16 protein-coding genes and 1 tRNA gene are annotated in these 16,540 nt (G+C 72.4%); 14 read left to right on the forward strand and 3 right to left on the reverse strand.

Annotated features, from left to right (window positions below):
• Positions 1 to 49 precede the first annotated feature (49 nt).
• From rsmA to C8054_RS13520, 5 genes are all read left to right on the forward strand, one after another.
• On the forward strand, positions 50 to 919 hold the full coding sequence (gene rsmA, locus C8054_RS13500) for a 16S rRNA (adenine(1518)-N(6)/adenine(1519)-N(6))-dimethyltransferase RsmA (protein ID WP_107157138.1): 870 nt from the start codon (positions 50 to 52) through the stop codon (positions 917 to 919).
• An 84-nt stretch (positions 920 to 1,003) separates the two neighbouring features.
• Entirely contained in the window at positions 1,004 to 1,957 is a 954-nt protein-coding gene (locus C8054_RS13505) for a 4-(cytidine 5'-diphospho)-2-C-methyl-D-erythritol kinase (RefSeq protein WP_107157139.1), read from the forward strand.
• A gap of 66 nt (positions 1,958 to 2,023) precedes the next feature.
• Positions 2,024 to 3,823, forward strand: coding sequence for an ABC-F family ATP-binding cassette domain-containing protein (locus C8054_RS13510; RefSeq protein ID WP_107157140.1), 1,800 nt, complete (start codon positions 2,024 to 2,026; stop codon positions 3,821 to 3,823).
• Between the two features lie 85 nt (positions 3,824 to 3,908).
• A complete protein-coding gene (locus C8054_RS13515; protein ID WP_107157141.1) occupies positions 3,909 to 4,364 on the forward strand; it encodes a DUF4383 domain-containing protein in 456 nt (151 codons plus the stop codon).
• 116 nt (positions 4,365 to 4,480) lie between these two features.
• Positions 4,481 to 4,954, forward strand: a complete 474-nt coding sequence (locus C8054_RS13520; protein WP_107157142.1) for a DUF4383 domain-containing protein — start codon at positions 4,481 to 4,483, stop codon at positions 4,952 to 4,954.
• Here C8054_RS13520 and C8054_RS13525 read toward each other — a convergent pair.
• Positions 4,951 to 5,613: a TetR/AcrR family transcriptional regulator gene (locus C8054_RS13525; protein WP_107157143.1), complete on the reverse strand. Its 663-nt coding sequence runs from the start codon at positions 5,611 to 5,613 to the stop codon at positions 4,951 to 4,953. The two genes, C8054_RS13520 and C8054_RS13525, sit on opposite strands and share 4 nt — an antisense overlap.
• Before the next feature lie 78 nt (positions 5,614 to 5,691).
• Here C8054_RS13525 and C8054_RS13530 point away from each other — a divergent pair, with 78 nt between their 5' ends.
• From C8054_RS13530 to cysN, 9 genes are all read left to right on the forward strand, one after another.
• Complete coding sequence (locus tag C8054_RS13530) at positions 5,692 to 6,540, forward strand: helix-turn-helix domain-containing protein (protein WP_107157144.1); 849 nt, start codon at positions 5,692 to 5,694, stop codon at positions 6,538 to 6,540.
• Between the two features lie 100 nt (positions 6,541 to 6,640).
• A tRNA-Gln gene (locus tag C8054_RS13535) sits at positions 6,641 to 6,712 on the forward strand.
• A 62-nt stretch (positions 6,713 to 6,774) separates the two neighbouring features.
• Positions 6,775 to 8,277, forward strand: coding sequence for a bifunctional UDP-N-acetylglucosamine diphosphorylase/glucosamine-1-phosphate N-acetyltransferase GlmU (gene glmU, locus C8054_RS13540; RefSeq protein ID WP_306766815.1), 1,503 nt, complete (start codon positions 6,775 to 6,777; stop codon positions 8,275 to 8,277).
• A gap of 110 nt (positions 8,278 to 8,387) precedes the next feature.
• The gene (locus tag C8054_RS13545) at positions 8,388 to 9,368 is read left to right on the forward strand and encodes a ribose-phosphate diphosphokinase (RefSeq protein ID WP_107157145.1); all 981 of its coding nucleotides are present in this window, start codon (positions 8,388 to 8,390) and stop codon (positions 9,366 to 9,368) included.
• Positions 9,369 to 9,654: 286 nt separating this feature from the next.
• Complete coding sequence (locus C8054_RS13550) at positions 9,655 to 10,350, forward strand: 50S ribosomal protein L25/general stress protein Ctc (protein WP_107157146.1); 696 nt, start codon at positions 9,655 to 9,657, stop codon at positions 10,348 to 10,350.
• 100 nt (positions 10,351 to 10,450) lie between these two features.
• Positions 10,451 to 11,041, forward strand: a complete 591-nt coding sequence (pth, locus tag C8054_RS13555) for an aminoacyl-tRNA hydrolase (protein WP_107157147.1) — start codon at positions 10,451 to 10,453, stop codon at positions 11,039 to 11,041.
• Positions 11,042 to 11,113: 72 nt separating this feature from the next.
• Entirely contained in the window at positions 11,114 to 11,947 is an 834-nt protein-coding gene (locus C8054_RS13560) for an inositol monophosphatase family protein (protein ID WP_107157251.1), read from the forward strand.
• A 79-nt stretch (positions 11,948 to 12,026) separates the two neighbouring features.
• The gene (gene cysD, locus C8054_RS13565) at positions 12,027 to 12,938 is read left to right on the forward strand and encodes a sulfate adenylyltransferase subunit CysD (protein ID WP_107157148.1); all 912 of its coding nucleotides are present in this window, start codon (positions 12,027 to 12,029) and stop codon (positions 12,936 to 12,938) included.
• A complete protein-coding gene (cysN, locus tag C8054_RS13570; RefSeq protein WP_107157149.1) occupies positions 12,938 to 14,242 on the forward strand; it encodes a sulfate adenylyltransferase subunit CysN in 1,305 nt (434 codons plus the stop codon). The genes cysD and cysN overlap by 1 nt, the downstream gene beginning before the upstream one ends.
• An 89-nt stretch (positions 14,243 to 14,331) precedes the next feature.
• On the opposite strand, the gene galK is transcribed toward cysN, so the two are convergent.
• Complete coding sequence (galK, locus tag C8054_RS13575) at positions 14,332 to 15,489, reverse strand: galactokinase (RefSeq protein WP_107157150.1); 1,158 nt, start codon at positions 15,487 to 15,489, stop codon at positions 14,332 to 14,334.
• Positions 15,486 to 16,418, reverse strand: a complete 933-nt coding sequence (galE, locus tag C8054_RS13580) for a UDP-glucose 4-epimerase GalE (protein ID WP_233219630.1) — start codon at positions 16,416 to 16,418, stop codon at positions 15,486 to 15,488. Before galE ends, galK begins: the two co-directional genes overlap by 4 nt.
• Between the last annotated feature and the right edge of the window lie 122 nt (positions 16,419 to 16,540).

Consider the following 16,540-nt stretch of genomic DNA (forward strand, 5'->3'; position numbering starts at 1 on the left):
AGAAGGGGCCCCTCCTTTCACGAATGGGCGGGCGCTTACGCTACGGGGCGTGACCGGACTCCTCGGCCCGGCGGAGATCCGGGAACTCGCCGCGCGGCTCGGCGTCACGCCGACCAAGAAGCTCGGCCAGAACTTCGTGCACGACCCGAACACGGTGCGCCGGATCGTCACCACCGCCGGGCTCGCCCCGGACGACGTAGCGCTGGAGGTCGGCCCCGGGCTCGGCTCGCTCACCCTGGCGCTGCTGCCGGTCGCCGCGCACGTGCACGCCGTGGAACTCGACCCGGCGCTCGCCGCCGCGCTGCCCGGCACCGCCGACCGGTTCGCCGGCCCGGACGCCGCCCGGCTCACCGTGCACCCCGCCGACGCGCTGCGGGTCACCGCCGCCGACCTGGGCGACCCGGCCCCCACCGCGCTGGTGGCGAACCTGCCCTACAACGTGGCCGTGCCGGTGGTGCTGCACCTGCTCGCCGAGCTGCCCACCCTGCGGCACGGCCTGGTGATGGTGCAGAAGGAGGTCGCCGACCGGCTCGTCGCCGGTCCCGGCTCCAAGGTGTACGGCATCCCCTCGGTCAAGCTCGCCTGGTACGCCCGCGCCCGCGCCGCCGGCAAGGTCCCGCCCAACGTGTTCTGGCCGGTGCCCAACGTCGACTCCGGCCTGGTCGCGTTCACCCGCCGCGAGCCGCCCCGGCCCGAGGTACCCCGCAGGGCGGTCTTCGCGGTGGTCGACGCCGCGTTCGCCCAGCGCCGCAAGACGCTGCGCGCCGCGCTGGCCGGCTGGGCCGGCGGCGCGGACCGGGCCGCCGCCGCGCTCACCGCCGCCGGCGTGGACCCGGGCGCCCGCGGCGAGTCGCTCACCGTCGAGCAGTTCGCCGCCATCGCCGCGTCGGCCCCGGACGGCTCCGCCGGGGCCCAGTAGGCTGGCGCCGTTGCCCGACCCCGCCGAGGAGCTGACCGTGCAGAAGCCGTTCGACACCCGCCTGCGCCCACGGGAGCTGTCCCGGTGACCGAGGCCTGGCGACCGGAGGACGAGGACGGGCAGCGGCGCGGCTCCAGCGGCCCGGTCAAGGTGCGGGTGCCCGCCAAGGTCAACCTGCACCTCGGGGTGGGACCGCTGCGGCGGGACGGCTACCACGAGCTGAACACCGTCTACCACGCGATCTCCATCTACGACGAGCTGACCGCCCGCGGCGGCGACACGCTCGCGCTCACCATGGAGGGCGAGGGCGCCGGCGAGCTGGCCCTGGACGACACCAACCTGGTGCTGCGCGCCGCGCACGCCCTCGCCGGCTACGCCGGGGTCGCCCCGCACGCCCGGCTGCACCTGCGCAAGCACATCCCGCTCGCCGGCGGGCTGGCCGGCGGCAGCGCCGACGCCGCCGCCGCGCTTGTCGCCTGCGACGCGCTCTGGGGCACCGGCCTGTCCCGCGACGAACTGGCCGGCATCGCCGCCGACCTCGGCTCCGACGTGCCGTTCCTGATCCACGGCGGCACCGCGCTCGGCACCGGCCGGGGCGAGGCGGTCAGCCCGGTGCTGGCACGCCCCACCTCCTGGCACTGGGTGGTGGCCATCGCCGACGGCGGCCTCTCCACCCCGGCCGCCTACCGCGAGCTGGACCGGCTCCGCGACACCGGGGCCGCCGGCGCGCCGCTGGGCAGCACCGACGCGCTGCTCGGCGCGCTGCGCCAGCGGGACCCGCGGGTGCTCGCCGCCACGCTCGGCAACGACCTCCAGGACGCCGCGCTGGCCATGCGCCCGGCGCTGGCCGGGACGCTCAAGGCCGGCGAGGCCGCCGGCGCGCTCGCCGGCATCGTCTCCGGCTCCGGGCCCACCTGCGTGTTCCTCGCCGCCGACGCCGCCGACGCGGAGCGGATCGCCGACGAGCTGACCGCCGCCGGAGTGTGCCGGGAGGCGCGGGTCGCGCACGGTCCCGTGCACGGCGCCCGCATCGTCTGACGCCCCGTACCCTTGACCCAGGCGTCCCGGACCCCGGGGCGCCTGAGTCGTGTGAAAGGTGAGCCAGTGGCCAACATCGTCAACCTGGACCGGGTGTCCAAGGGGTACGGCGCCGCCGGGCCACTGCTCACCGACGTCTCGCTCGGCCTCGACGACGCCGACCGGATCGGCGTGGTCGGTCTCAACGGCGCCGGCAAGTCGACGCTGCTGCGGATGCTCACCCGGAGCGAGGAGCCCGACGACGGCCGGGTCACCCACCGCCGCGACCTACGGGTCGCCTGGCTGCCGCAGCGCCTCGACCTGGCTCCCGACCTCACCGTACGGGACGTCGTGCTCGGCACCGCGTGGCTCGGCGAGAGCATGGGCGCCGAGCACGAGTGGGCCGGCGACGCGGGCGTCCGGGCCATCCTCGACGGCCTCGGCATGCCCCACCTCGGCCTCGACGCCGCGGTCGGCACCATGTCCGGCGGGGAACGCCGCCGGGTCGCGCTCGCCGCGCTGCTGGTCCGCGACGCCGACCTGCTCGTCCTCGACGAGCCCACCAACCACCTCGACGTCGGTGGCGTCGACTGGCTGGCCCGGCACCTGGTCACCCGCAAGGGCGCGCTGGTCGTGGTCACCCACGACCGCTGGTTCCTCGACGCCGTCTGCACCACCACCTGGGAGGTCGCCGACCGGACCGTCCGGGCGTACGAGGGCGGCTTCGCGGCGTGGACGCTGGCCCGCGTCGAGCGGCAGCGGGTCGCCGCCGCCACCGAGGCCCGCCGGCAGAACCTGCTCCGCAAGGAGATCGCCTGGCTGCGGCGGGGCCCGCCGGCGCGGACCTCCAAGCCCAAGTTCCGCATCGACGCCGCGAACGCGCTCATCGCCGACGTGCCGGAACCGCGCGACACCATGTCGCTGCAACGGCTCGCCACCGCCCGGCTCGGCAAGCAGGTGTACGACCTGGAGCACGTCACCCTGCACGCCGGCCCGAAGGAGATCCTGCGCGACACCACCTGGCAGGTCGGCCCCGGTGACCGGATCGCGATCCTCGGCCGCAACGGCGCCGGCAAGACCACGCTGCTGCGGCTGCTCGCCGGCGTGACGCGCGCCGACGGCGGGCGCTTCGCCGCCGGGCAGACCGTGCGGCCGGCGTTCCTCTCCCAGGAACTCGCCGAACTCCCCGGCCACCTGCGCGTGCTGGAAGCCGTCGAGGAGGTGGCCCGCCGGGTGCAGTTCGGCGACCGGGAGATCAGCGCGTCCCAGCTCGCCGAGATCTTCGGCTTTGACGACCGGCGGCTCTGGACACCGGTCAGCGACCTGTCCGGCGGCGAGCGCCGCCGCCTCCAGATGCTGCGGCTGCTGGCCGGCGAGCCCAACGTGCTGCTGTTCGACGAGCCCACCAACGACCTGGACACCGACACGCTCGCCGCGCTGGAGGACCTGCTCGACTCGTGGCCCGGCACCATCGTGGTGGCCAGCCACGACCGCTACCTGATCGAGCGGGTCACCGACGTCGCGTACGGCATGTTCGGTGACGGGCGGCTCGTGCACCTGCCCGGTGGCATCGACGAGTACCTGGCCCGGGCCGCCGCGGCCGGTGGCCCGGCGCCCGCCGACCTCACCCCGGGCACGGCCGCGCCGGCCCGCGACGGCATGTCCGCCGCCGAGGTACGCACCGCGAAGAAGGAGCTCAACCGGCTGGAACGGCAGATCGCCAAACTCGAACAGAAGGAGGCGGGCCTGCACGAGCAACTCGCCGCCAACGCCACCGACTACGCCCGCGTCGCCGAGCTGGACGCCCAGCTCAAGGAGGTCCGGGCCGAGCGGGACCACACCGAGGAGACCTGGTTGGCGCTGGCCGAGGAGCTGCCCGCCGGCTGAGGCGTGGGGGGTGTGCGGCGTCACTGACCGCCGTACGGGACAATCACCGAGGAACCCTCATCCGAACGGTCTTGGAGACGCTGAGATGGCCCACACCCCCGTCAACCACCCCGCGCGGCCGATCTACCGGGCGATCGGCGGGCTCGTTGGTCTGTACTTCGTCGTCTTCGGCGGCCTCGGCATCATCGCCAGCGCCGGCAACGACTTCTTCGCCCAGGACGACACCAGGGTGCTCGGCCAGGGCACCAACATGGGCTTGTCGCTGCTGTCGATCCTGATCGGCGTGGTGATCCTGGTCGGCACCGCGATCGGCCGCAACCTCGACGTGGCGGTCAACCAGTGGGTGGCGTACACGCTCATGGTCATCGGCCTGGCCGCGCTGGCGTTCCTCCAGACGGACGCCAACGTCCTCAACTTCTCGATCATGACCGTGATCGTGGTCCTGACGCTGTCGCTGGTCCTGCTGGTGGCCGGCATGTACGGCAAGGTCGGCACCGACGACGAGCACGAGGCCTGGCAGAAGGCCCGCCTGGTGCTCTGATCCCGATCCACCCCGAAGGCCCGGCGTCCGCGCCGGGCCTTCGGCGTTTCCCGGTACGGAACCGGACGCCCCGGGGGACAATTGTCCCGAATCAGTCTCCACGGCTGGAGGGCACCATGGCGCACTTCCCGGTGAACCACCCCGCGCGACCGCTCTACCGGGTGCTGTCCGGGCTGATCGGCCTCTACATCCTGGCCTTCGGCGTCTGGGGCGTGTTCGAGACCTGGGGCGACGGGTTGTTCAGCCGGCAGGACACCTACGCCCTCGGGCTGCGCACCAACCTGGCGTTCTCGCTGGTCTCGGTGGTGTTCGGCGCGGTCCTGATCATCGGCGCGTCCCGCCGGAACAACCTCGGGCACTACATGAACCTCACCGCCGGCGCGGTCTTCCTGGTCACCGGCATCCTGATGATGGCCGTGCTCCAGACCTCGGCGAACTTCCTGAACTTCTCGATGTCCACCGTCATCGTGTCGCTGATGTTCGGGCTGATCCTGCTCGCCACCGGGCTGTACGACAAGGTCGGGCCGCCCGAGCACGCCGAGGAGGAGCGCCGCCGTCGCTACCACCCGCTCGCCGAGGGCAACCGCTAACCCTGGATCGGCCCCGGCTTCGACTCCAGGTGCGACAGGCCGTTCCAGGCCAGGTTCACCAGGTGCGCCGCCACCGTCTCCTTGCGTGGCCGGCGCACCTCCAGCCACCAGCGCCCGGTCAACGCCACCATGCCCACCAGCGCCTGCGAGTAGAGCTCCGCCAGCTTCGGGTCGTACCCCCGGCTGGAGAACTCCGCGCCGAGAATGTGCTCCACCTGGTGCGCGACGTCGTTCATCACGCTGCTGAAGTTGCCCGTCGCCGACATCAGCGGCGACTCCCGGACCAGCACCCGGAAGCCGCTGGTCTCCTCCTCGATGTAGGTCAGCAGCGTCAACGCGGCCTGCTCCAGCAGCTCGCGCGGATGGCCCGCGGTCAGCGCCGTGGTGATCCGGTCCAGCAGCGAGCGGACCTCCCGGTCCACCACCACCGCGTAGAGCCCCTCCTTGCCGCCGAAGTGCTCGTAGACCACCGGCTTGGAGACCTTGGCCCGCGACGCCACCTCCTCGATCGAGGTGGCGTCGAACCCGCGCTCGGCGAAGATCTGCCGGGCGATCGAGATCAACTGCTCGCGCCGCTGCGCCGCGGACATCCGCACCCGGGGCTTGGCCGCCGGGACGGCCCGTCGGCGAGCACTGTCGCTGCCGGGAACGTCGGTCACCCGCCCCATCCTGCCAGGCCCGGCCCGGGCCGGCCGGCTGGCGGCGGATTTGTCGTACACCTGTTCTATTGTGGCCTGGTGACTGACCCACTCGCTGCCGAGGCGCGCCGGCTGCGCGTCGAGGAACACCTCTCCGTCGTGGAGATTCGGGCCCGGCTCGGCATCGGCCGCAACCGGGCGTACGCGTTGCTGCGCGGCGTGCCGCCGCCGAAGTGGACCCGCCACCCCCGGGCCCGGGACGACGTCCGCGCCGAGGCGCTCAGGCTGCGCGCGATCGGGTGTTCGGTCAACCAGATCGCGGGGCGGCTCGGCGTGGCGAAGTCCACCGTCTACCAGTGGGTGCGGCACCTGCCGCTGAACCCGGACGCCGCGACGGCCGAGCGGCGGCGGGCGCACGCGAAGGCGATGACGGACGCGCGTTGGGGCGCCTACCGGGAGGCGCGGGACGCGGAGCAGGCTGCCGCGCAGGCTCGGTCTGCGGCTGTGGTGGGCGGTCTCAGCGAGCGGGATCTGCTGGTGCTGGGCGCGGCGATCTACTGGTGCGAGGGAAGCAAGTCGAAGCCGTGGCGACCGCAGGATCGACTGGAGTTCGTCAACAGCGACCCCCTCTTGCTCGCGCTGTTCCTGGCGTTCCTCGCTGCCTGTGGGGTCAACCGCGAGACGGCGAGCTACCGCCTGCTCATCCACGAGTCCGGCGAGGTCGAGGCGACCGAGCGCTGGTGGGCGGAGCGGCTGCGGCTTCCGCTGGAGCGGTTCACCCGAGCGACGCTCAAACGGCACAGCCCGACAACCGTGCGGCGGAACAGCGGCGAGAGCTACCGGGGTTGCCTGGTGATCACCGTTCCGCGCAGCCGGCAGCTCTACTGGCGTGTCGAGGGCCTGATCGCCGGGATCGGGGAGGCGGTGGCGGGAATGCGCGACGAATGAACAGCCGGCACCGCCACCGGGAGGCGGCGACTGCGCGGCCCGGCGCCCGATCCGAGGCATCCGAGGGCTAGCGAGACCCGGTAAGCTGTCGAGGTTCCCTTCGGCCGTGGTGTAACTGGCAACACCCAAGATTTTGGTTCTTGTGTTTCAGGTTCGAATCCTGGCGGCCGAGCAGTTTCAGGTATAGGTGCCCTTCGTGGGGTACGCGGCAAGCTGCCCGCTGCTCTGGTTAGCATGACCGCGAGACTGTCGCCGTCCCGACGGGAGCACGTCGTGTCCCAGCCCCACCTCCGCACCGTTGTCGTGCTCGCCGCCGGTGAGGGCAAGCGGATGAAGTCGTCCCTGCCCAAGGTGCTGCACCCACTGCTCGGCCGTACCCTGCTCGGTCACGTCCTGGCCGCGGCCGGGCCGCTCAGCGCGGACCGCACCGTGGTGGTGGTCGGCCACGGCGCCGACCAGGTACGGGCGCACCTGACCGAGGTGGCCCCGGCCGCCACGCCGGTGCTCCAGGAGCGCCAGCTCGGCACCGGGCACGCGGTCCGCATCGCGCTGGACGCGGTGCCGGACGCGGCCGGCACCGTCGTGGTGATCAACGGCGATGTGCCGCTGCTGCGGCCGGAGACCGTCGCGGCCCTGGTCGAGGCGCACGAGGGCGCCGCCGCCGCGGCGACCGTGCTGGCCGCCGAGGTGCCGGACCCGACCGGCCTGGGGCGGATCGTGCGGGACACGGACGGGCGGTTGGCGCAGATCGTCGAGGAGCGCGACGCCACGCCGCAGCAGCGTGCGCTGCGGGAGATCAACGCGGGCATCTACGCGTTCGACGCGGTCCGGCTCCGGGAGGCGCTGGGCAAGCTCTCCACCGACAACGACCAGGGCGAGGAGTACCTCACCGACGTCTTCGCGCTGCTCCGGGACGCGGGCGAGCCGGTGGCGGTGCACCGGGCGGCCGACCACGTGGAGACGCTGGGCTGCAACGACCGGGTGGAGCTGGCCGGGCTGCGTCGGCTGCTGCGCGACCGGGTCAACGAGGGCTGGATGCGCACCGGCGTGAGCCTTCTCGACCCGCACACCACCTGGATCGACGTGACGGTGACGCTGGAACGGGACGCGGTGGTCGACCAGAACACCCAGTTGCGGGGTGCCACCACGGTCGGCGCGGGCGCGTCGGTCGGCCCGGACACCACGCTCGTCGACACCACGGTGGGCGAGGGCGCGAGCGTGGTGCGCAGCCACGCGGTGGGCGCCGAGGTGGGTCCGCAGGCCAGCGTCGGCCCGTACGCGTACCTGCGGCCGGAGTCGCGGCTGGCCCGCAAGGCGAAGGTCGGCACGTTCGTGGAGACCAAGAAGGCGACGATCGGTGAGGGCTCGAAGGTGCCCCACCTGTCGTACGTGGGGGACGCGACGATCGGCGACCACAGCAACATCGGCGCCGCCACGGTGTTCGTCAACTACGACGGGGTGCACAAGCACCACACCACGATCGGCAGTCACGCGCGTACCGGGGCCGACAACATGTTCGTGGCCCCGGTGCGGGTGGGCGACGGCGCGTACACCGCGGCCGGTTCGGTGATCACCGGTGACGTGCCGGCGGGCGCGATGGCGGTGGCGCGTGGTCAGCAGCGCAACGTGGAGGGCTGGGTGCTGCGCAAGCGGGCCGGCACGGCGGCGGCGGACGCGGCCCGGCAGGCCCGCGACGGCGAGGCGGGGCCGGGCGGGGCCGCAAGCGAAGGTGACTGAATCCACGGGGACCGCCGGGCGGTGGGTGGACCGGTGAACCCGGGGGATACTGCAACCGAACAGTCCCCGGCCGCGCCGGGCACCACCGACATACGGGAGCAGACGGGCCCATGGGCAGCATCGTCGCCGAGAACCGCAAGAGCCTGATGCTCTTCTCCGGGAGGGGTTTTCCGGAGCTGGCCAAGGAGATCGGTGAGGTGCTCGGCGTCGCGCCGACGCCGGCCGACGCCTACGAGTTCGCCAACGGTGAGATCTTCGTACGGTTCAAGGACTCGGTCCGTGGTTCGGACGCCTTCGTGGTGCAGTCCGTGACGCACGGGGTGAACACGTGGGTCATGGAGACCCTGATCATGGTGGACGCGCTGAAGCGTGGTTCGGCCAAGCGGATCACCGTGGTGTTGCCGTTCTACCCCTACTCACGGCAGGACAAGAAGCACCGGGGTCGGGAGCCGATCTCGGCGCGGCTGGTGGCCGACCTGCTGAAGACCGCGGGCGCGAACCGGATCCTGACCGTGGATCTGCACACCGCGCAGATCCAGGGCTTCTTCGACGGCCCGGTGGACCACCTGTTCGCGATGGACGTGCTCGCCGAGTACGTGGAGCACAAGTACGCGGGCCGGCCGATGACGGTGGTGGCGCCGGATTCGGGCCGGGTGCGGGTGGCGGAGCGCTGGACGGACCGGCTGGGTGGTTGCCCGCTGGCGTTCATCCACAAGACCCGGGACCCGTTGAAGCCGAACCAGGTGGTGGCGAACCGTGTGGTGGGTGAGGTCGAGGGCCGGGTGTGCCTGATCGTGGACGACATGATCGACACCGGTGGCACGATCTCCAAGGCGGCGGACATCCTCAAGGAGTCCGGGGCGGCGGAGATCGTGGTCGCGTCGACGCACGCGCTGCTGTCGGACCCGGCGACGGAGCGGCTGAAGAACAGCCCGATCAGCGAGGTCGTGGTGACGAACACGCTGCCGTTGCCGCCGGAGAAGCAGCTCGACAAGCTGACCGTGCTGTCGATCGCCCCGCTGCTGGCGCGGGCGATCCGGGAGGTCTTCGACGACGGTTCGGTGACCACCCTGTTCGGTGGCCTGAGCTGACCGTGGGGGTCCGGTCGTCGGCGTGGTCCGGCGGCCGGGCCGTTGCGCTGCGGACCGGCCGGCGCGGTGATAGTGGGGGACTGCCGGCGGGCGCGGAATTCGCTCGGGTAGACTGGTCCGGTTGCCACGGCGAGGGTGCCCGGCGGGCTGTTGACCAGCACCGCACGGAGGCGCCGTCATCGACGCGGTGCTCCGGGCGGTCGTTCATGACCTTGAGCCCCAGCGAGCCCCTCGCCCAGCACCGCCAGACGACAAGCCGCCGCAGCGAAGTATCAGGAGTTTCCCCGTGTCCGAGGTAAAGATCAGCGCCGAGCCCCGTACCGAGTTCGGCAAGGGTGGTGCCCGTCGTACCCGCCGGGCCGGCAAGGTGCCCGCCGTGCTGTACGGCCACGGCGAGAAGCCCAAGCACATCGCGCTCCCGGCGCGGGAGTTCGCCGCCGCGATCCGTAAGGGCGGCGCGAACCAGCTCTTCGCGATCGAGGTCAGTGACGGCACCCAGGTGCTGGCGCTGCCGAAGGCGATCCAGCGCGACCCGATCAAGGACTCCTTCGAGCACGTGGACCTGCTGCTGGTCCGCCGGGGCGAGAAGGTCACCGTCGAGGTCCCGGTCCAGCTGACCGGTGAGGCCGCGAAGGACACCCTGATCGTGCACGACCACGACACGCTCTCGGTGACCGCCGACGCCACCAAGGTGCCGGACCACCTGGAGGCGTCGATCGAGGGCGCCGAGCCGGGCACCACGATCACCGCCGCCGACGTCGAGCTGCCGTCCGGCGTCGAGCTGGCCACCGACGAGGAGACCGCTGTCGCCTCGGTGACCGCCGCCCCGACCGCCGAGCAGCTCGAGGCCACCCTCCCCGAGGTCGAGGAGGCCACCGAGGAGGCCGAGGCCGGGACCGGCGAGGAGACCGCCGAGTCGCCGGAGGGCGCTCCGGCCGCCGAGGGCGAGGAGACCCCGGCCGAGGCGAAGACCGAGGCCTGACCGGTCCGCAGGCTGTGCGACAGGCGTCCCCGGGTTCCGGGGGCGCCTGTCGGCGTATGGGGACGGCTGGTCGGGGAAGCGAGCGGGAAGGGGCGTCGGGGTGACGGACGAGGCGGGGCCGTGGCTGGTGGTCGGCCTGGGCAACCCCGGTCGGGAGTACGCGGCCAACCGGCACAACGTCGGGTTCATGGTGGCCGACCTGCTGGCGGCGCGGGTGGGCGCGAAGTTCGGGCGGCACAAGCGGGCGATGGCCGAGGCCGCCGAGGGGCGGTTGGGGTTCGGCGGCCCGAAGCTGGTGCTGTTGAAGCCGCTGACCTACATGAACCTTTCCGGTGGGCCGGTGGCCGGGCTGGCGCAGTTCCACAAGATCCCCCCGGCACGGGTGATCGCGGTGCACGACGAGCTGGACATCGGCTACGGGCAGGTGCGGGTGAAGTGCGGCGGCGGCGAGGGCGGCCACAACGGGCTGCGGTCGATGTCGAAGTCGCTGGGCACGAAGGACTACGTCCGGGTGCGGTTCGGCATCGGGCGGCCACCGGGCCGGCAGGACCCGGCGGACTACGTACTCTCGGATTTTTCCGGCGCGGAGCGCAAGGAGTTGGAGTTCCTGGTCGACCGCGCGGCGGACGTGGTGGAGTCGGTGGTCACCAAGGGTGTGGAGCCGACGCAGAACCTGTACCACGGGGCTTGACCGGCTCCCGGTGTGCCGGCCGGTAGTCTGCGCCTCGCGACGTGAGCGGGGCCGGCGACGGGAGCGGTGACCATGGGCAGTCCTCCGATGATCGACGGCGCGTTCGCCCGCTGGTTGGCGTCGCGGGCGGGGCAGGCGTTGACGGACCTGCGCGCGGAGCTGGGTTTCGCCGACGCCGGGGCGCTGACGTCGGCCGGGGACAAGGTCGCGCACGACCTGATCCGGACCGAGCTGGCGCGGTGGCGCCCGGCGGACGCGGTGTTGTCGGAGGAGGACGAGGGCTCGCGGCTGGCCTGGACGGCCGAGGTGAGCCGGGAGGCGATGTCCCGGCTGACCGCCGACCGGGTGTGGATCATCGATCCGTTGGACGGCACCCGGGAGTACGCGGAGGAGGGGCGCGCCGACTGGGCGGTGCACGTGGCGCTCTGGTCGCGGCACGCGCCCACTCCGCACGGTCTGGTGGCGGGCGCGGTGGGCCTGCCGGCGCAGCACCGGGTGCTGGGCACGGACCACCCGCCGGCGTACCCGCCGATGACGTTGGCGGCGGCCACGGCCGGCGACGCGCGGGCCGTCCGATTGGCGGTCAGTCGTAGCCGTCCGCCGGTTTTCCTGACCGATCTGGCAGCGGACGTCGGCGCTCATCTGGTTCCGATGGGCTCGGCGGGTGCGAAGATCGCCGCGGTGGTGACCGGCGAGGTCGACGCGTACATCCATGCCGGCGGCCAGTACGAGTGGGACTCGGCCGCTCCGGTCGCTGTGGCGACGGCCACCGGACTGCACGCTTCCCGGATCGACGGTTCTGCGCTGAAATACAACGAGGCCGACCCGCGCCTACCCGATCTGCTGGTCTGCCGCAAGGATCTCGCGAGTCGGTTGCTTGCGGCGTTGCAGCGTCATTCCGGGTAACCTGAGCGTTCTTCTTCACGACTCCGACCGGAAAGGTCTGGAATCCGATGTACGGATCCGAGCGAATCGAGTTCGTGTCATGACGTCCCCCGCCGCGTACCAGGTGTCGCACCTCGACGCGCTCGAGGCGGAGAGCATCTTCGTGATGCGCGAGGTCGTCGCCGAGATGGAGCGGCCGGTCCTGCTCTTCTCCGGTGGCAAGGACTCGATCGTGATGCTCCGGTTGGCGCAGAAGGCGTTCGCGCCGGCCAACATCCCGTTCCCGGTGATGCACGTGGACACCGGGCACAACTTCCCCGAGGTGCTCGACTACCGCGACCAGCGGGTCGCCGAACTGGGCCTGCACCTCATCGTGGCCAGCGTGCCGGAGGCGCTGACCAAGGGCATGGTCCGCGAGTCGGCGGACGGCATGCGCAACCGCATCCAGACCCCGGTGCTGCTCGACGCGGTGGAGAAGCACCGCTTCGACGCGCTGTTCGGCGGCGCCCGGCGGGACGAGGAGAAGGCCCGGGCCAAGGAGCGGGTGTTCAGCTTCCGCGACGAGTTCGGCCAGTGGGACCCGAAGAACCAGCGTCCGGAGCTGTGGTCGCTGTACAACGGCCGGCACCACCCCGGCGAGTCGATCCGGGTGTTCCCGCTCTCCAACTGGACCGAGCTGGACGTCTGGCACTACATCGCCCGGGAGCGGATCCCGCTGCCGGCGATCTACTTCGCGCACGAGCGCGAGGTGATCGAGCGCGACGGCATGTTCTACGCGGTCAACGAGTTCTTCCGGGCCCGCGCCGGTGAGCAGCCGTTCAAAGCCCAGGTGCGGTACCGGACCGTGGGTGACGCCTCCTGCACCGCGGCGGTCCGCTCGGACGCCGACACGGTGGAGAAGGTGATCGAGGAAGTGGCCGCCACCCGGATCACCGAGCGCGGCGCGACCCGCGGCGACGACCGGGTCAGCGAGGCCGCCATGGAGGACCGCAAGCGAGAGGGCTACTTCTGATGAGTGTCGACACCTGGGCGCCGGCCGACGGTGAGACCGCCGCACGGCCGATGGACCTGCTGCGGTTCGCCACCGCCGGCAGCGTCGACGACGGCAAGTCGACCCTGATCGGCCGGCTGCTGTACGACACCAAGTCGCTCTTCAGCGACCAGCTCGCCGCGGTCGAGGCGGTCAGCGCGGCGCGGGGCGACGAATACACCAACCTGGCGCTGCTCACCGACGGCCTGCGCGCCGAGCGGGAGCAGGGCATCACGATCGACGTGGCGTACCGCTACTTCGCCACGCCGCGGCGGAAGTTCATCATCGCCGACACGCCGGGGCACACCCAGTACACCCGGAACATGGTCACCGGCGCGTCCACTGCCGACCTGGCGCTGATCCTGGTGGACGCGCGCAAGGGCCTGGTGGAGCAGTCCCGCCGGCACGCGTTCCTCTGCTCGCTGCTGCGGGTGCCGCACCTGGTCCTGTGCGTCAACAAGATGGACCTGGTCGACTGGTCGCAGGAGGTCTTCGAGCGGATCGCCGACGAGTTCACCGCGTTCGCGGCGAAGCTCGACGCGCCGGACCTGACCGTGGTGCCGATCTCCGCGCTGCGCGGCGACAACATCGTCACCCGCTCGGAGAACATGCAGTGGTACGAAGGCCCGTCGCTGCTGCACCACCTGGAGCGGGTGCACATCGCGTCGGACCGCAACCTGGTCGACGTCCGGTTCCCGGTGCAGTACGTGATCCGGCCGCAGTCCACCACCGTCACCGACTACCGGGGTTACGCCGGTCAGGTGGCCTCCGGCGTGCTCAAGCCGGGCGACGAGGTGATGGTGCTGCCGTCCGGCTTCACCAGCCGGATCGCCGCGGTGGAGACGGCCGACGGCCCGGTCGAGGAGGCGTTCCCGCCTATGTCGGTGACGGTCCGGTTGACCGACGAGATCGACATCTCCCGGGGTGACCTGATCTGCCGGCCGAACAACGCCCCGATGGTCGCGCAGGACATCGAGGCGATGGTCTGCTGGATGGACGAGAGCCGGCCGTTGCAGGTCGGCGGCCGGTACGCGATCAAGCACACCACCCGTTCGGCGCGGACGATCGTGCGGGAGCTGCACTACCGGCTGGACGTCAACTCGTTGCACCGGGACGAGACGGCGGCCGAGCTGAAGCTGAACGAGATCGGCCGGGTCCGGCTGCGCACCACGGTGCCGCTGCTCGCGGACGAGTACCGCCGCAACCGCACCACCGGCGGCTTCGTCATCATCGACGAGGCCACCAACCGCACGGTAGGCGCCGGCATGATCGTCGAAGCCGCCTGAGCCTGGGTGTGAGGAAGGGGCCCTTGTTAACAGCTCAGTGTTAACAAGGGCCCCTTCCTCTACCGCAGGCGTTAAGAAGGGGCCCCTCCTTACATCCGGGTGACGCCGGAGGCGGGGCGGACGGTCAGGGTGCGGGGGGCGGCGAAGCCGCGCTCGGCGTACGCGGTGGTGACGGCGGCGGCCACCTCCTCGGCGGCGTCCGCGTCGACCAGGGCGAGCACGCAGCCGCCGAACCCGCCGCCGGTCATCCGCGCGCCGTGCGCGCCGGCCGCGAGCGCCGCCTCGACCGCGGTGTCGGTCTCCGGAACGGTGATCTCGAAGTCGTCGCGCATCGAGGCGTGCGAGGCGGTCAGCAGCGGACCGGTCTCCCGGACCCGGCCGGCGCGCAGCAACGCGACGGTGTCGAGCACCCGCTGGTTCTCGGTGACCACGTGCCGGACCCGGCGCTGCGTCTCGTCGTCGTCGAGGCGGGCCAGCGCCGCGTCGAGACCGTCGGTGGGCACGTCGCGCAGCGCGGTCACGCCGAGCGTCGCGGCGGCCCGTTCGCAGCTCCTGCGCCGGGCCGCGTACTCGCCGTCGGCGTGCCGGTGCGGCGCGCGGGAGTCGACCACCAGCACGGCCAGCCCGGCGGCGTCCAGGTCGAACGGGATCTGCTCGACCACCTCGGTACGGCAGTCGAGGAAGAGCGCATGACCGGCCCGGCCCCGGACGACCACGGACTGGTCCATGATCCCGGTGGGCGCGCCGACGTACTCGTTCTCGGCGCGCTGGGCGAGCCGGGGCCAGCGGTCGGTGGGCAGGTCGAGCCCACCGAGGTCGACCAGCGCGGCCAGCACCGCCGCCTCGATGGCGGCGGACGAGGAGAGGCCGGAGCCGACCGGCACGTCGGAGGCGATGGCGAGCCGCGCGCCGGGGACGTCGAGGCCGGCGGCCCGCAGCGCCCACACCACGCCGGCCACGTAGGCGGCCCAGCCGTCGACCCGGCCGGGTTCGTCGGCCTCCGCGGCGCCGAACTCGACCGGCTGCTCGTCCAGCTCCGACCAGACCGTCCAGCGCGCGTCCGGGCCGGGCGCCGCGGCGACCACGGTACGCAGCGGCAGCGCGAAGGGCAGCACGAAGCCGTCGTTGTAGTCGGTGTGCTCGCCGATCAGGTTGACCCGTCCGGGAGCCGCCCAGCGGCCGGCCGGCTCGGCGGCGTACCGCTGCCGGAAGCCTTCGGTGGCGCGGTCCGCGACGTCGCCGCTCACGAGGCAGGTCCGGTGCGGTGGTCGCGGTAGAACGCCCAGGCGTCGCCGACCATGTCGTGCAGGGTCGGCTTGGCCGGCACCCAGCCCAGCTCGTCGCGGGCCAGCGCGGACGACGCGACCAGCTCGGCGGGGTCTCCCTCGCGGCGTGGCGCCACCTCGACCGGCACCGGGTGGCCGGTGACCTCGCGGACCACGTCGACGACCTGGCGGTTGGTGAAGCCGTTGCCGTTGCCCAGGTTATAGATCCGGTGCCGGCCCGGCGTGGCGGCGTCCAGCGCGAGCAGGTGGGCGCGGGCGAGGTCCTCGACGTGGATGTAGTCGCGGACGCAGGTGCCGTCGACGGTGGGGTAGTCGTCGCCGAAGAGTTGGAGCTTCTCGCGCCGGCCGGCGGCCACGTCGAGCGCGATCGGGATGAGGTGCGTCTCCGGGTCGTGCCGTTCGCCGATCGCCGTCCCGTCGCGCAGGTACGCACCGGCGACGTTGAAGTAGCGCAGCGAGACGGCGCCCAGCTCGTGCGCGACCGCCTCGGAGGTGAGCACCATGTCGACGGCCAGCTTGGTCGCCCCGTACGTGTTGGTGGGCGCCTTGACGGCGGTCTCCGGGATGGGCAGCTCGGTGGGGTTGCCGTAGACGGCGGCGGTCGAGGAGAAGACCATCCGGGGCACCCGGGCGGCGCGGACGGCGTCGATCAGGGCGATCGAGCCGACGGTGTTGGTGTCCCAGTAGAGCTCGGGGCGGATCATCGACTCGCCGGCGGCGATCAGGGCGGCGAAGTGCAGCACGCCCTCGAACCCGGCGTCGGGGGTGAGCACCCGGGCGGCCTCGTGCACCGACAGGTCGACGTGGGTGGCGTCGGGGGCGAGCGCCTCGCGGTGGCCGGTGCGCAGGTCGTCCAGCACGGTCACCTGGTGGCCGTGGTCGAGCAGCATCCGGGTCACCACGCTGCCGATGTAGCCGGCGCCGCCGGTGACGAGCAGTTTCACGTCGATCCTCCTGCCTGGCCGCGTCCGTGTCGGCCGTCCGTGATCACCCTACGGCCGGCGGCCATGGT

The sequence above is a fragment of the Micromonospora sp. RP3T genome (assembly GCF_003027925.1).
In the GTDB taxonomy this organism is placed as follows: domain Bacteria; phylum Actinomycetota; class Actinomycetes; order Mycobacteriales; family Micromonosporaceae; genus Micromonospora.

Bases quoted from the DNA above. Each gene is read 5' to 3' on its own strand.
- cysD (WP_107157148.1), top strand. From the start codon at position 12,027: ATGACGTCCCCCGCCGCGTACCAGGTGTCGCACCTCGACGCGCTCGAG.
- C8054_RS13515 (WP_107157141.1), top strand. From the start codon at position 3,909: ATGGCCCACACCCCCGTCAACCACCCCGCGCGGCCGATCTACCGGGCG.
- cysN (WP_107157149.1), top strand. From the start codon at position 12,938: ATGAGTGTCGACACCTGGGCGCCGGCCGACGGTGAGACCGCCGCACGG.
- C8054_RS13520 (WP_107157142.1), top strand. From the start codon at position 4,481: ATGGCGCACTTCCCGGTGAACCACCCCGCGCGACCGCTCTACCGGGTG.
- galE (WP_233219630.1), bottom strand. From the start codon at position 16,418: ATGCTGCTCGACCACGGCCACCAGGTGACCGTGCTGGACGACCTGCGC.
- C8054_RS13545 (WP_107157145.1), top strand. From the start codon at position 8,388: ATGGGCAGCATCGTCGCCGAGAACCGCAAGAGCCTGATGCTCTTCTCC.
- C8054_RS13560 (WP_107157251.1), top strand. From the start codon at position 11,114: ATGGGCAGTCCTCCGATGATCGACGGCGCGTTCGCCCGCTGGTTGGCG.
- glmU (WP_306766815.1), top strand. From the start codon at position 6,775: ATGACCGCGAGACTGTCGCCGTCCCGACGGGAGCACGTCGTGTCCCAG.